General features: G+C 37.6%; 10 protein-coding genes and 2 riboswitches. Of the genes, 3 read left to right on the forward strand and 7 right to left on the reverse strand.

Annotated elements, in window-relative coordinates:
- The first annotated feature begins 867 nt into the window (after positions 1-867).
- A complete protein-coding gene (locus H6F47_RS23505) occupies positions 868-1,506 on the forward strand; it encodes a transposase (RefSeq protein ID WP_137668493.1) in 639 nt (212 codons plus the stop codon).
- 257 nt (positions 1,507-1,763) lie between these two features.
- Here the strand turns inward: H6F47_RS23505 and H6F47_RS23510 are convergent, their stop codons facing one another.
- Positions 1,764-4,811: a YrzE family protein gene (locus tag H6F47_RS23510; RefSeq protein ID WP_190651250.1), complete on the reverse strand. Its 3,048-nt coding sequence runs from the start codon at positions 4,809-4,811 to the stop codon at positions 1,764-1,766.
- Positions 4,812-5,876: 1,065 nt separating this feature from the next.
- Between H6F47_RS23510 and H6F47_RS23515 the strand changes: the two genes are divergently transcribed.
- Complete coding sequence (locus H6F47_RS23515) at positions 5,877-6,080, forward strand: chlorophyll a/b-binding protein (RefSeq protein ID WP_096568732.1); 204 nt, start codon at positions 5,877-5,879, stop codon at positions 6,078-6,080.
- A 405-nt stretch (positions 6,081-6,485) separates the two neighbouring features.
- On the opposite strand, the gene H6F47_RS23520 is transcribed toward H6F47_RS23515, so the two are convergent.
- The 6 genes from H6F47_RS23520 to rnc all read right to left on the reverse strand — a co-directional run bounded on the left by H6F47_RS23520 (position 6,486) and on the right by rnc (position 13,785).
- Positions 6,486-7,823, reverse strand: coding sequence for an SLC13 family permease (locus H6F47_RS23520; protein ID WP_096568735.1), 1,338 nt, complete (start codon positions 7,821-7,823; stop codon positions 6,486-6,488).
- A gap of 138 nt (positions 7,824-7,961) precedes the next feature.
- Positions 7,962-8,651, reverse strand: coding sequence for a universal stress protein (locus tag H6F47_RS23525; protein WP_242027481.1), 690 nt, complete (start codon positions 8,649-8,651; stop codon positions 7,962-7,964).
- A 242-nt stretch (positions 8,652-8,893) separates the two neighbouring features.
- A riboswitch (cyclic di-AMP (ydaO/yuaA leader) is annotated at positions 8,894-9,029 on the reverse strand.
- Positions 9,030-9,276: 247 nt separating this feature from the next.
- Positions 9,277-10,113, reverse strand: a complete 837-nt coding sequence (locus tag H6F47_RS23535) for an ABC transporter ATP-binding protein (RefSeq protein ID WP_190651241.1) — start codon at positions 10,111-10,113, stop codon at positions 9,277-9,279.
- 41 nt (positions 10,114-10,154) lie between these two features.
- Positions 10,155-11,597 carry an ABC transporter substrate-binding protein gene (locus tag H6F47_RS23540; RefSeq protein WP_190651243.1) on the reverse strand — a complete coding sequence of 481 codons (1,443 nt, stop codon included), beginning with the start codon at positions 11,595-11,597 and terminating at the stop codon, positions 10,155-10,157.
- A gap of 205 nt (positions 11,598-11,802) precedes the next feature.
- On the reverse strand, positions 11,803-12,654 hold the full coding sequence (ntrB, locus tag H6F47_RS23545; protein ID WP_190346585.1) for a nitrate ABC transporter permease: 852 nt from the start codon (positions 12,652-12,654) through the stop codon (positions 11,803-11,805).
- 98 nt (positions 12,655-12,752) lie between these two features.
- Positions 12,753-12,948: riboswitch (cyclic di-AMP (ydaO/yuaA leader) on the reverse strand.
- A gap of 153 nt (positions 12,949-13,101) precedes the next feature.
- Positions 13,102-13,785 carry a ribonuclease III gene (gene rnc / locus H6F47_RS23550; protein WP_190346583.1) on the reverse strand — a complete coding sequence of 228 codons (684 nt, stop codon included), beginning with the start codon at positions 13,783-13,785 and terminating at the stop codon, positions 13,102-13,104.
- 590 nt (positions 13,786-14,375) lie between these two features.
- Between rnc and H6F47_RS23555 the strand changes: the two genes are divergently transcribed.
- On the forward strand, positions 14,376-15,201 hold an 826-nt coding region (locus H6F47_RS23555; protein ID WP_190651247.1), incomplete at its 3' end, for a LamG domain-containing protein.

Raw genomic sequence — 15,201 nt, forward strand, 5'->3', positions numbered from 1 at the left:
CATGGTAAAAATAGACAACAAACAGACAGTTTAACAGAAGAGGGCAAAGCATTGGCAATTTTACATTATCGAAATCAATAAAGATGTTTGAGCCAATGCTTTGCCCCTACAGATGGGACAATGAAAATTGTATTGATTGAGCGATCGCACCACATTATATAATCCTGTAGGGGTGAAGCATTAGCATGGTAAAAATAGACAACAAACAGACAGTTTAACAGAAGAGGGCAAAGCATTGGCAATTTTACATTATCGAAATCAATAAAGATGTTTGAGCCAATGCTTTGCCCCTACAGATGGGACAATGAAAATTGTATTGATTGAGCGATCGCACCACATTATATAATCCTGTAGGGGTGAAGCATTAGCATGGTAAAAATAGACAACAAACAGACAACCTATATCAGCGAATGCTTCACCCTGTTCCACTATGCAGTTTAACAGAAGAGGGCAAAGCATTGGCAATTTTACATTATCGAAATCAATAAAGATGTTTGAGCCAATGCTTTGCCCCTACAAATAGGACAATGAAAATTGTATTAATTGAGCGATCGCACCACATTATATAATCCTGTAGGGGTGAAGCATTAGCATGGTAAAAATAGACAACAAACAGACAGTTTAACAGAAGAGGGCAAAGCATTGGCAATTTTACATTATCGAAATCAATAAAGATGTTTGAGCCAATGCTTTGCCCCTACAAATGGGACAATGAAAATTATATTGATTGAGCGATCGCACCACATTATATAATCCTGTAGGGGTGAAGCATTAGCATGGTAAAAATAGACAACAAACAGACAACCTATATCAGCGAATGCTTCACCCTTCCCCATAACCATGACGCTATTAACAGGAATTTAATTTATGCCTTATAATCCCGAAATTCACCACCGTCGTTCCATCCGATTAAAAGGATATAACTATTCTCAAATAGGAGCATATTTTGTCACTATTTGCACCCATCACCGTAATTGTTTATTTGGTGAAATTGTCGATGGTGAAATGAAATTAAATACAAATGGTGAGGTAGCAAGGGGTTGTTGGTTATCTATTCCTCGGCATTTTCAAAGTGTAGAGTTAGATGAATTTCTGATCATGCCCAATCATGTACATGGAATTATTATCATAGTTAAAAGTGAAGCAAAGCAAGATTTTTCACAATCGTTTTCTGATGGGAAGGGCGAAGCATTGGCAAATTTCAATTATCAACAACAACAAAATTTATCGAGCCAATGCTTCGCCCCTACGGTCCCTGGAATTAAACAGGTGAAAATTAATGGCACAAAACCACAATCTTTGGCAGCAATAATTCAAAATTATAAATCTGTTTCTACAAGGCGGTTGAATCGCATCAATAAAGCTCAAGGAAATGTGATTTGGCAACGTAATTTTCATGAACATATTATTCGTAATGAGGAAGAATTACAAAATATTCGTCAGTACATTGTCAACAATCCAATAAATTGGGCAGAAGATGAGGAAAATCCTGTAAATGCTAATTAGCGATCGCCTTCATTATTGAATTATTAGTCAAAAAAACCCCCTGTTGGGAGGCTAAAGACAACTTATCAATTGATAATTGATAATTGATAATTGATAATTGTTTTATTCAAGGCTTCCGCCGTGAGCGTCAGTGGTCAGTGAGCCTGTCGAACTGCCGAACGGTTTCAAACCTCCCCTTTCAAGTAAAAAAAGCAGAAAATTTAGCTTTTTTAATCCTCGGATTTTCAGGTACAGGTAATTGTCCATTATTGAAAAACCTAAACCAGCACAACAGCAATTGATCCGCCTAAAGCCGCAGAAATACCAGAAACAACCGCCGTCGCAAACAACCACCAAGCAGCATTAGCAGCAGCTTTGCGGGTTTCTTCTGCTTGACGTTGTGCTTGATGTTTTACCTGTTCTAGCCGATGTTGTGCTTCATGTTGTAGCTGTTCTGCTCTTTGTAAAACCATATTCCGAGCGTGTTCTATTCTGTCAATAATGCGGTTAACATCTGCCTCAGAAATATCTTCACGGGAACTGAAAATAGCTACTAAAGTTTCACGATTGAAATGAGACAAGCGATCGCGCAATGCTTCAAACCCAGCTTGAGGATCTTCAAATAATTGACGGATATCATGCTGTATTCCTTCATAATTCAATTCTGGACGTTCTAGAGAATTAAGATAATTACGAATCCTGGCAAAAATGCTTTCAATTGCATCTTGAATCCTTCTTTGAATACTCCGCACCTGTTCTACAAATTGTTCACGCACTGAGATCATATTATCAGCAATTCTCGCTGCTTCTTCATCAGTAATATCTTCCCGAATTTTCAACAAAGCGATAATTGTTTCTCTATCGAAATGGGAAAGGCGATCGCTGAAACTTTCCATCCCCACTCTGGGATCATGCAACAATAAATGCAAATCTCTTTTAATTCCTTCTGGGTGCAATTCCTCTTTACCCGTATGTCGTAAATACTCCTGCAAATAAGTTTGAAAATTTTGCATTCTTTGTTGTGTTCTTGTCGCTAACCGACGGGGCGCACGGACTATATTTCTAATTGATGTCTGCACAGTATCAATGATTTGATTAACTTGTTCCTCACTCAAGTCTTGACGTTGACTTAACAATTTCACCAAAGTATCTCTATCAATCCGCGATAATCGGCGACGCAATACCATAACACCCTCTCTAGGGTTTTCAAACAACCTTGTGAAATCTCGTTGAATACCTTCAGGATTCAATTCTTCCTTACCAGTATTTCGCAGGTAATCTGCAATAGTCGTGGTGACAGAATCATATTGTTCCCGTGCTTTTTCCCCGACAAATTGCGGTATGTGGCGGATGCTATGCCATGATTCTTCTACTACATCAATAATTTGATGAACTTGTGCTTCTGTTAAATCTTGACGTTGACTTAATAATTGCACCAAAGTATCTCTATCAAAGCGAGATAACCGCGTCCGAATGGCTAAAATTCCCGCTTGGGGGTCTTCTAAAAGTCGTTTTAAATCAGCGCGAATAGCATCAGGGTTTAATTGTTCTTTGCCTGTATTTCGCAGATATGATTCCACATTTAACCAGAGAGTTTCCGCTTGATGTTGTGCCTGTTGTGCCAGTCCTAAAGATTCTACCAACACGCGATCGCGCTGCATTTCCAATTCATCTAAAATCGGATCTAAATCCCGTTCTTGAATATCATTGCGTGCTAACAGAATCTCAGCCATTTCTTCCCGTTCAACTTGTGCTAGTCGTCGGGATAAAGTTTGATAATCTGCTTCTGGATCTGCCAACAGCGGTTTAAAATTATTCTCAATTCCTGCTGATGTTAAATCTGCTTTCGGAGTCACCAGTAAATAACTTTCCACTCGTCTTTGCAAATCTTGGACAATTTCTCTTTCTTCCTGCGCTGTTACTATTACCAAAACCTCATCCCGCACCATTACCAATTGATCAGCAATTTGGTAAATTTGTGCTTGAGCTAATAATCCCTTAGCTTGCAAAATATTGATAAAATCTTGACGGTTAATTTGCTCTAATTCCCTACGTATTACCCCAGGATCAGCCGCAGGATCATAAATCACATCTCGAAATTCTTGGGCAATTCTTTCTTGACTGAGTTGCCAAGGATAAGAGTTAAGTAAGTAGTTGTCAATATCTGCACGAATGGGATTATAAGGTTGTTCTGTAACTTGTTCTATGACTTTTTCTCTAGCAGTATTTAAGGAACGCCAAATTTTTTCTACATCTAAATCAGACAAATCTGCCCTACCTAACACTACCCCAGTCAGTGCTGATATTGCTTGTTGCATCATTCCTGGTTTTTGTTCTGTTTCTTTGGTAGAGTGAATTTCAGCAATTAATTGGTCAAGTTTGGCGTTAAGTTCATCGGTTTTGGGTTGTCCCGAAGGAAGGGATTTCAGATAGTTTACCAACTCACCTAAACTTTCTTTCGTAGGTTTTTGTTGACTCACTACTTGTTCCCAAACATTTTGTAAAGCGTCAGCAATGCGGTTAACTTCTCGTTTGGATAAATCGGTGCGACTGTTAACTAAATCAACAAACTGTTGACGGTCGATTTTTCCCAAGTCTGGACTGGTGGCGATCGCTTTAAATTGTGGTTCATTAAGTAAGCTTTTAAACTCATCCCGAATCTGCGATATATCAAGTTCTGGGGGACGTAGTTTTTCTATGTAATGTTCTACGTTTTGGCGAATACTTGCGGGGGGAATGGCGCTTCCTAATTCCCGACGCACCGCCGAGGCAGCCGCTTCCGCAGTAGCTACCACTTGCTGATTTACAGACCTAGCGCCTAATGCAGCTGTAGCTGTACCCATAATCGCCTGAAAACTGGCAGTAGCCGTATTCACAACCGAACCTATTAAAGAACCAACTGTAGTTGAACTTACCCACATTAGTAATAGAAAATACGCTCCCCAAATGACTAAACCTAAAATTGCTCCTAATCCCGGATCTAAAATTAATAAACTCAATTTTACAGCTAAGAAACAAGCGATGAATAAAGCAATTGTGACTGTAACTAATGTCCAAATTCCCAACCTCGTGCCAATTTTGCGAATTGTGCCACCAAAACTTTCAATTTCCTGAGATTCTGAAGGATGTCCCAAATAGGAAATACCCGCAGCAATTGAGAGATTAGTTAACACTAATTGAAAGGCAAAGGCGAGAATTACTCCAGAAATTAAAGCCACAAAAAAGCGCGGACCCGATGTGAGAATCGAAGCCTGTGCTGGTGTGACGTTGGGAGTAGTTACAGGTACTTGTGCTATCCACAATAAGTGTTTGTATAGTTCCTGCATCATTTCTATTTCCTACCTCTAAGTTTAATTTTAAGTTTAATTTAAATTTGCACTGCCAAGTTAGTGTTTTACTCCTGACTCCTGTACGGGCGAAGTAGGGGCGAAGCATTCGAGCGATTAATGATCGGTATTTCCCAAAGGATATTTTCCGAATGCTTCGCCCTTACAGGGCGATAAATTATCAATTTTATGAAAAGGGAGAAGCATTCGAGCGATTAATGATCGGTATTTCCCAAAGGATATTTTCCGAATGCTTCGCCCTTACAGGGCGATAAATTATCAATTTTATGAAAAGGGAGAAGCATTCGAGCGATTAATGATCGGTATTTCCCAAAGGATATTTTCCGAATGCTTCGCCCTTACAGGGCGATAAATTATCAATTTTATGAAAAGGGAGAAGCATTCGAGCGATTAATGATCGGTATTTCCCAAAGGATATTTTCCGAATGCTTCGCCCTTACAGGGCGATAAATTATCAATTTTATGAAAAGGATATTTTCCGAATGCTTCGCCCCTACGACTTCTGACTCCTGCTATAACTACAAAGCTATGCACCATAAGGGTTTGACCGCCTCACTAATGACCACTGCTGGATGTGAATATTCAACTTGTCCAACCTTCAGAATCCAAGAAATTAGGGGATCTTAGCATCCATCTCAAGTGGGAAAGCCTTATATAACGTTAGATAGAAGTTGATGATTTTACTATTGTAAATTTATATAAATTCTAGCTGATTTATTAATATCAATACTGCTATTCTTTAGGTGAACATTTTTTTGCTTGGATTGTAGTAATTCAATTTTTGAAAGCTGGTTTACGTTTATTTAAATTAAATTAAAAATTTTTTTCACCATCTCAGGGTAGATTTGTCTGGGTAAATAGCTTTTAAATTATCGTCCCTAAGAAGTGCCTATAGTTTGTACCTATAGGCATAAAACAACTGTGTGTGTAAAAGCTACATTAAAGTTAAGCATAAAAAAAGTGAACAAAAGATTCAAAACATTAAACTTGAAACTTGTGAAACTTGTGAAACTTGTGAAACTTGTTGAAATTTGGAGGTAAAAAATGGAAACTCGCTCATCTACTGATATACCACCCGTTGCTAAAGCTTATAATGGTGTAGATCGTAATGCCTTTATTTTTGGTTGGAATCCTCAAGCAGAATTGTGGAATGGACGCTTGGCAATGATTGGATTTTTAGCTTATCTACTTTGGGATTTAGCTGGTTATAGCGTTCTTCGTGACATTTTACACATCTTGAGATATTAACATCAGATCAGAAAGGAGATCCAGGAGTCAGGAGTCAGGAGTCAGGAGTTATTTATTTTGGATTTTGGATTTTGGTGAAGCAGTGCGGCCTTGGGGGTTTCCCACATGAGCAACTGCTGAACCCGCAGGGATTGTTTTTGTCATCTCCAATCTAAAATCTAAAAAATCTAAAATCTAAAATTTTCCTCCCCATCTCCCCTATCTTGTAACACCTAAATCCCTGACTTCTCAAAGAAGTTAGGGATCTATCTTCAAGAAGTTAGGGATCTATAGGACTCCTATTTGATTTTTGAAAAAACTCCGTACACCCAAATCATCTAAAACCCTATTCCCTATTCCCTGCCTCCACGGAAAATTTATAAATCAAATCGGAACACTATATTTTTCGAGCATTTTGTTTTATGTTTAAAGTAAAAAACGCACCAGCACATACAAAGCTGAAGTTATCAGCTGCAATAAGGTAACAGGAATACCATAATGTAAAAAAGTCTTAAAAGAAATTCTTCTACCATGCTGTTCAGCAATACCAGCAGCAACAATATTAGAAGATGCTCCCACCAAGGTGCCATTTCCCCCCAAAGTTGCGCCAAACATCATGGCATAAAACAGTGGTAAAACTTCTGGGGGAAACTGTCCTTGAAAATCTGGTGATAAAACTTCTGCTGGTGCTAATCCCACATTCACAAGATATTGTTTCAACAAAGGAACCATTGCCACAACTAAAGGAATATTCGGTACAACACTTGATAAGATTCCTACTACAAATAACAAAAGTACAGAACCTAGCAAAATATTTTTACCTAAAATCAGCCCTAAAACACCTGATAAACTCTTAATCACACCTGTTTTATCCAGTCCTCCGATCAGGACAAAAATGCTCATAAAAAATATTAAGGTACTCCAATCTACATCTCGCAAAATATTATGAACTGAATCAATTCTGCTTTTGTGTGCCAGTAATAAAGCTAAAGCAGCACCTAACAAAGCCACTGCCGCAGGGGAAATCGGTATTGGTAAAGATTCACCAATTACAAAAAATGTTAACACAAAAGCTACTATCACTCCCCCTACTATTAAAACTCGTGGATGATTGATTTGGGGATGGGGTAATTCTGCTAAATCATCTAAGTTTTTATGCCAAATTTTTCTAAATAAAATTGGTAGTGTTACTACAACAGTCAAAACAGCAATTACTCCTCCTAAACTTAATTTCCCTAAATAATCTATGAAGCTAATATTTACAGCATCACCTACAATAAATGTTGCAGGATCTCCTACTAATGTTAATAATCCGGCACTATTAGCAACAAACACCATCAAAATTAATAAAGGGACAAAATTAACTCCTATTTCTTCTGCTATTGGCGGAATTAATGGAGCTAATAACATGACTGTAGTAGCATTAGGTAAAACAGCACAAATTGGCGTAACTAATGCCACAATACCTAATAGTAATTTTTTGCCACTTCCTTGAGCAAGAATGACTATTTGTGTAGCTATATAACTAAAGATATTAGTCGGTTCAAATGCTCTTACTAATACCATCACACCAAAAAATAAACCCAAAGTTCCATGACTTTTACCAATATAACTAACGGCTTCTGGTAAAGTCATGATATTAGCAAAGACTAATATTAATGCTCCCAAAAAAGCAGCTACCATTAGATCAATCCATTCCGTCATGATTACCACAATGACGGTGATAAATGTGATAACGCTGAAAACAGCTTGCCAGTTTTCCATATCATCTTCCCTGATAATGTGATTGTTTTTTATTGTGTGAAAAAGAGCGAAAAAGCCACCTATATGTAACTATAGGCGACTTAATAGTTGATTATTGGTGCATGGGCATTAAAAATGTATTAAGTAATTATTAGGTGATTAATCAAGACACCGAGGAATACCCAAAACAGCACAGGGAAAATGAGGATCTAAACTTTCAATCACAGGATGATTGATAGATTGACAACCTAAAACTAGAGCATCAGCAGTTTCTAATTCTACAACTTTTTTCAGTTCAGTAGATAAGTTACCAAATCGTAGATGAGATTTAAAATCACTCTGCCATTCTTGGGCTAAATTTTTGGCTTGCCAAAGAATTTTATCTGCTTTTTCCGGTGCTGAAGTGGTAAGTAACTGAGGTTTTGATGGCGTTAACACCATTGTTGTTGATTGGCTTAACTCAAAATATTGATGTGTCAAACCAGCCCAATTTGGTGGATAATTGAATTTATGATAATCAGAAATACTTGCCTGTTCTTCTAACACATAAACAGCCTGAACATTGACTTGAATATTGCTTGCTAAATGGGTTTGATGTGCAATACAAAAAGCAATATCTAAGGCTGTATGACTATTAGGAGAACCATCATAACCAACAATTAACTTGATGGATTTTACCAGTGAATTTTTCTCACTCAGGCATTTTTTTGGAGCAGGTAGTAATACCATTTGCTCAATCAGGTCATGGCGACCAATAGCACCTTGCAAACGTGCTAACAATGGCTTGATTGTCACAGCTTTAACTTCTCTCCCTTGAAACGAATGATGAATGAGAAGCAGGGATGCCAATTTTAGATTTTAGATTTTAGATTTTGGATTCATAAGTAAGTATTCCGCTATCAGTAATCAGCAATCAGCTTTTTTAAACGCACCATGAAAAACCACCATTTTATCACCAAATGACTAATCAAGGATTCTGATTTCTGACTCGTTAATTCTTACATTCCTAGTTCATCCAAAATCATTGACTAAAATCGCAGATTGATTAAGGAAAACCCAATAACAACTGGTATTACAGCCAAGGTTTTGGGAGTTCCTTCCATTGCCGACGGAGTTAGCTGACGGGCTAAGACTGGAAGGTGTCTTTCAATTAAGATTCGCCCCAATTATTTGGTTCCTCCGCTTCAAATCCAGCTTTCATGAATTTGAATTAGGCTACCCACAGATAAGCATTCAGCGATCAGTAATCAGCAGTCAGCTTTTTAATGGTTACGCCCAAAATCTGTATTTGATCATCTACCGATTTATCAAATATTCTGAAATACTGATGCCTCAATCCTGAATACTGACGTTAAAAGTAGAAATTCAAAGTTTTAAATGTTCAAAATTTTAAATGTTCAAAATTTTAAACTTCTACTTTTTGAATTGTAGCTTATATTTCTGAATTTGTATACCCAGGAAATAATAATTTATTTTACTCCTCTGAAGTAAAGTAACGGTCTAAAAAATTCAAGGCGTGGTTGCGTAATTCAAAGTATTCTTTAGAATTGCGGATCGCACTGCGATCGCGTGGACGTTTAAACGGAACTTTGAGAATTTCTCCGATAGTGGCGCATGGTCCATTGGTCATTAGAACGATGCGATCGGACATATAAATTGCCTCATCTACATCATGGGTAATCATCATGACTGCTTGACGATGATTTTCCCAGATATCTAATACCTGACGCTGCAATTTTCCACGAGTTAAAGCATCTAAAGCTCCAAATGGTTCATCCATTAATAACATTTTCGGACGAATTGCTAAAGCTCTAGCAATACCCACCCTTTGTTTCATACCTCCAGAAATTTCATCGGGATATTTATCTGCGGCTGCCGTTAAGTTTACCATTGCCAAGTGTTCATTCACAATGCTAATTTTTTCGGCACGATTTGCACTTTTTAGCACTTCATCCACAGCTAAACGGATATTTTCCCGCACAGTTAACCACGGTAACAAGGAATAATTTTGAAAAACCATCATTCTATCTGCACCTGGTTTGCGGATTTCTTTACCATCTAAGCTTACTGAACCTGATGTAGCTCTTTCAAAACCGCCAATAATTTTTAGTAATGTTGATTTACCACAACCAGAATGACCAATTACAGAAATAAATTCATCTTCACCAATTGTCAAATTAACGCCATCTAAAACAACAAACTCTCCTTTATCTGCTGTGGGATAAGACTTCACTAAATTTTCAATTTCTAAAAATCCGTGACGGGGCTGAACTTGTTGATAATTATCATTATCTAAGGAAGTATATATCATGATTAAATTCTCCTGAATTAGTTAATAGTTTGTCGTGAAAATTAAGACATGAAGAAACGAATGGGAGCATTTGCTTTGATAGCAAAACTATTGAGATAGCCGACGGGATCACTGGGATCAAAGCCTTTTTTATCTATGAATACTTCTGGGGGTTCAACCTTATAATCATCCTTGGGACATGGAATCCCCATTTCTGTGGCTATCTCTCGATATAAATCTGTTCTCCAACCTTTTTCGGCTACTTGTTCAGCGTTTTTAGGGATTTCTTTAATTTGTCCCCAGCGTGCTGCTTGAGTCATTAACCAAATACTGCGAGAACGCCATAAAAAGGTGGAATGTTCTCCTTGTTGTTTGGGAAGGTTGTCAGGAATATCGTAGAAAATTGTGGTATCTTCAGCTTTGATTGTGCGGTCTTTACCATCAAAACCACCATAGTTGTAATTGCCAATAATTCCTGGAGCAGTCAATTTACTAATGGGCGCATCTTGCTTTTTTGGTTTTGCACCAGTAAAAGAACGATCTGTTAATAATTCGGCTACTTCTTGGCGGTTTTCGGGTTTACTGCAATACTGACAAGCTTCTATCATTGCTTTTACCAAGGATCGGTAAGTTTTGGGATAATTGACTATAAAAGATTCCATTACTCCTAATAGTCGGTCTGGGTGTCCGTGCCAAATTTCTTTACCTTGAGCGAATGTAAAACCAATACCTTCGTTACCTGTAATTGCTCTAGTGTTCCAAGGTTCGGCGACCATATATGCTTGCATTGCCCCAATTCTCATATTTGTCACCATTTGCGGTGGGGGAGTAATAATGATGCGAAATTCTTTAAATGGGTCAACACCAGCAGCAGCAGCAAGATAGCGAGCAAAGTATTCATAAATAGCAGAACTCAGAACTACTGCCCAAACCTTCTTTTCTGGGGGTTGTTGGTTAAAATAACCTCGAAAATCTCGCCCAAATGCTTCTAATGCCCCATCACCGTATTGTTGCTGATATTCATACCAAGGACGTATACCAAAGTCCCACATATCTTTATTCATGGTCATGGCGTTACCATGTCGGTGTATGGTCATAGCTGCACATAGGGGGGCATGACGCGCACCTTCTGCACCTATTCGAGCGTTAGTGACTGCACCAGAGACGACGGGGGAAGCGTCGAGACGACCAAATATTAACCCGTCGCGGGAGTTTGCCCAACTAGCTTCGCGGTTGAGTTTGACATTTAAGCCATATTTGCGGAAGAAACCTTTTTTCCAGGCGATCGCAAATGGCGCACAATCATTAACAGGAACATAACCAATAATAAGATCAGGTTTTTCTAATTCTTGAGGTTTAACTACTGGTTCTACAGCTAAAGCTTCTGCTGTCAGTCCTTTAGCAGACCTATCTCCAGAAACAGCACAGGATGACAACGCTATTCCCGCAGTCGTTAAACCTATTCCCTTGATAAAATCTCTGCGAGTCCAATTATTTTCACTCATAATTGTCTACAATTTTGAATTTTAGATTTTAGATGATGAAAAATTCAATGGATAAGCTTTGTCAGCTTCCATCTTTTGACATCATTTTGCAAATTGGTATCAGTTTTATCTCTCAATGTGGAACAGGCATCTTGCCTGTCATAGATTTAAGATTTAACTATCTTGCCTGTCATAGCTGTAACTAAATTTTTGACGTTTTCCCTGTTTACTTCACACTTCCTGGACGATGGGTAACAAATTCTTGAAGTTTACCCACCGCGTAATCTAAAACTAAACCAGTTAAACCAATTACAAACACCGCCAAAAATACAGAACTGAGATTTAAACGACTCCATTCATCCCAAACAAAAAACCCAATTCCAATACCACCTGTTAACATTTCTACAGCCACAATTACCAGCCAAGCAATACCTAAACTAATCCTTAAACCTGTGAAAATATAAGGCAAACTGGCAGGCCAAATAATTTTAATAATCTGCCGCCAACGTGGCATTTCTAACACCTGTGCCACATCTATATAATCTTTGGGTACGCTAGAAACTCCCAAGGCAGTATTAATCATAGTCGGCCAAAGGGAAGTAATGAAAATCACAAAAATAGCTGAAGGATCTGCCAAATTGAAAATAGCTAAGGAGATAGGCAACCAAGCTAGGGGTGAAACAGGTTTAAATATTTGAATGATGGGATTAAAAGCCAGCATTGCTGGTCTAGACATCCCAATTAAAAACCCACAGGGAATTGCTACTAATGCACCTAAACCAAAACCTAATATTACCCGGCGTAAACTTGCTAATAGTAACCAACCAATTCCTAAATTACCGGGTCCTCGTTCATAAAAGGGATTTAAAATGTAGTCAAGATTGGCAATTAAAGCTTCAGGTGGTGTAGGCATTAATTCATGATTAGCAAATGCTATTACCCACCAGAGTAAAATTATTCCTGAAAAACCCACAACGGGCAATAAGAAATCATCACGAAAAATGACAGGTTTTGCTTTTTTCCACGCCAATTGTCCAGCCACAGCAAAAATTGCAGCTAAATTCAGTTGTAAAATCATATTGTAACCTCAACAGAGTTCAGTACAGATACACTGAATCTGAGCAGTACCAGCCTTGGACACTGATGAGATCAAAACATTATCAAATGCTGTCTCTTCAGTCCCCTCTCAATGCCTACGAAGTTAGCTGACGGACTAGGGTTGAGAGATACCCCTTTTTGGGCAATTTTGGCTGATTTCCTAACATTAACTTAGGAATTTATTAACCAATCGCCACAAAAATACGCCCCAAAACTTGGTTCCTCCGTTCCAACGCTGTTGACTCTGGTGCGTTGGATTAGGCTGACTTACTCATAATTAATAGTAACAGCGAAAATCTAACATTGATGAATAGTAATAACATCAGTATTTAAAATAAAAATTAGTTACTTAACTACTGACATCAAGCAGTTTAATTGATTGTGCGCTGTACCTTAGATATATGTCGCTCATCAATGATTACAATTCTTACAATAAATCTCGTTTTTTCAATTTAGCTAACGCATCTTCAGCAGCAGCTTTTTCAGCTTCTTTTTTACTCTTTCCTTTTCCTTCTCCTAATTCTTTACCATCTACAAATACTTTGGAAATAAATTCCGGTGCATGATCTGGACCTCCGGCTTTTTCTGTTACATATTTAGGAGGTTCTTGGATACCTTGAGCTTGGGTTAACTCTTGCAATCTATTTTTTGAATCTACATTTGATCTCGGTTCTACCACATCTTCCGATACAGAATCAAATAATGGTTCAAGAATGACTTTGAGTGGTTCAACATTACAATCATTATCTAAATAATATGCACCAATTACAGCTTCAAAGGTGCTACTTAAAAGGTTAGGATTTTGAAGACCTCCATCTCTAATTGTACCTTTTCCTAATCGCATTCTAAAATCTAAACCAACTTCTAAAGCAAATTTTGCTAGTTGTTTTTCTTCAACTAATGCAGAACGGCGACGGGTTAATTCATCTTCTCCTTTTTCGGGGTGACGACGGTACAAATATTCTCCACTGAGAAAGTTTAAAATTGCATCACCGAGAAATTCTAAGCGTTCGTTGTGTTCTCCTTCTCCGGGGTTTTCGTTCACATAAGAACGATGGGTTAATGCTTGACGCAGGAGTTTTTCGTTATTGAATGACAGTAGTTTTTGCATTTTATTTTTTCTTTTTCCTGTTGTAGCGAATGTGAAATATGGAAAATTTCTATCAACTGATATTTTATAGCGAGTAAATAAATTAAGGTGTACCTCATAAGACTGGGAAACGCTATATAAAATTAACACATTAGACCAAGTGTTCAAAGGAAGGAACAAAGCAAGACTTGTCACAAAGGAATCCTGCTGTTGAGACAACTACTGAAACCTGTGGTGTATAATTCTGCTTGAGATGGGATTTCTGACATTTCTCACATAGCATTTATATTTGCCTGTTAGATTTGTATAATTACGTAGTGAAACTGGAATGTCAATACTGTATTTAACGTATTTTTCAATACAGATTTTCATACAATATAATTCGTTTAATGAATAAAAATTTAATCTTTTTTTAATCAAAAACGCCATTATGTGAGGTTAGATATTATTGCTAATAATACGTAAACTTATATTAATTAAATATCAAAAATTTGACATGATGTATTTTTTTTGATATCGTGTTTCACGAAGATAAAAAGCCAAAAATAAGCTTGAAAATTCAGCCACAATTATCCCAAAACCAGACAAATTGCCAAAAGGTATAGAAAAATATGCAATCAGTATTAATGTTTGATGGTAAGGATGATTATGTAGAAATTCCTTATAACCAGTCACTTAATCCCAACTTATTTACTGTTTCCAGTTGGGTAAAAGTTACCGGTGGGCAAGGCCGCTTTCGTTCTGTAATTACCAGCCGTGTTACCAAAGATTCCGCAGGTTACATTATCTACGCAGGAGATAATAATAAATGGCAAGCTTGGGTCGGTAACGGAAGTGATTGGGAAATTGTTAATAATAATGATATTCCTGTAGTTCTCAATGTCTGGACTCATATAGCAAGTACCTTTGATGGCAAGCAATTGAAACTTTATGTCGATGGCAAAGAAGTTGGTAGTAAAAATGTAGTTTATGCACTGAATACGCGATGCCCTCTGCGAATCGGTGCTGGTGCCACCGAAGCAAATCCAAGATATTTCTATTCTGGTCAAATTACGGAAGTTAGTGTCTGGAATAAAGCTCTGACAGCGGCTGAAATTCAGGCAAAGATGAATCAGTATCTGACTGGGAAGGAAGATGGTTTAGTTGCTTATTTGCCCTTGAATGAAGGTTCGGGCAATCTTGTTAAAGAAAAGACAGGTAACAGCATTAACGGCACAATTAATGGTGCTGTTTGGCAACAAGAAGAAATCCCTCTAGTTAAACCAGAAACTACACCAGTTTTGAAATCTTTAGGTAGAATTGTCGTTAATGCAGACGAATCGACTTTAAGTGATCAAGGAATCAAAACTACACCTGATGCAGCTACATTTGCTCTGAATATTGCCAAATATTTTGTAGGAGAAAACAAAGGTAAGTTTCATGTACTTTCCAATAATT

Origin of the sequence: Sphaerospermopsis sp. FACHB-1094, assembly GCF_014696195.1 — a bacterium.
Taxonomy (GTDB): domain Bacteria; phylum Cyanobacteriota; class Cyanobacteriia; order Cyanobacteriales; family Nostocaceae; genus Sphaerospermopsis; species Sphaerospermopsis kisseleviana.

What these genes read in the sequence shown, in the direction of transcription:
- H6F47_RS23540 (WP_190651243.1), bottom strand. Translation starts at nt 11,597, where the DNA reads ATGAGTGAAAATAATTGGACTCGCAGAGATTTTATCAAGGGAATAGGT.
- H6F47_RS23505 (WP_137668493.1), top strand. Translation starts at nt 868, where the DNA reads ATGCCTTATAATCCCGAAATTCACCACCGTCGTTCCATCCGATTAAAA.
- H6F47_RS23515 (WP_096568732.1), top strand. Translation starts at nt 5,877, where the DNA reads ATGGAAACTCGCTCATCTACTGATATACCACCCGTTGCTAAAGCTTAT.
- H6F47_RS23535 (WP_190651241.1), bottom strand. Translation starts at nt 10,113, where the DNA reads ATGATATATACTTCCTTAGATAATGATAATTATCAACAAGTTCAGCCC.
- rnc (WP_190346583.1), bottom strand. Translation starts at nt 13,785, where the DNA reads ATGCAAAAACTACTGTCATTCAATAACGAAAAACTCCTGCGTCAAGCA.
- H6F47_RS23510 (WP_190651250.1), bottom strand. Translation starts at nt 4,811, where the DNA reads ATGCAGGAACTATACAAACACTTATTGTGGATAGCACAAGTACCTGTA.
- H6F47_RS23520 (WP_096568735.1), bottom strand. Translation starts at nt 7,823, where the DNA reads ATGGAAAACTGGCAAGCTGTTTTCAGCGTTATCACATTTATCACCGTC.
- ntrB (WP_190346585.1), bottom strand. Translation starts at nt 12,654, where the DNA reads ATGATTTTACAACTGAATTTAGCTGCAATTTTTGCTGTGGCTGGACAA.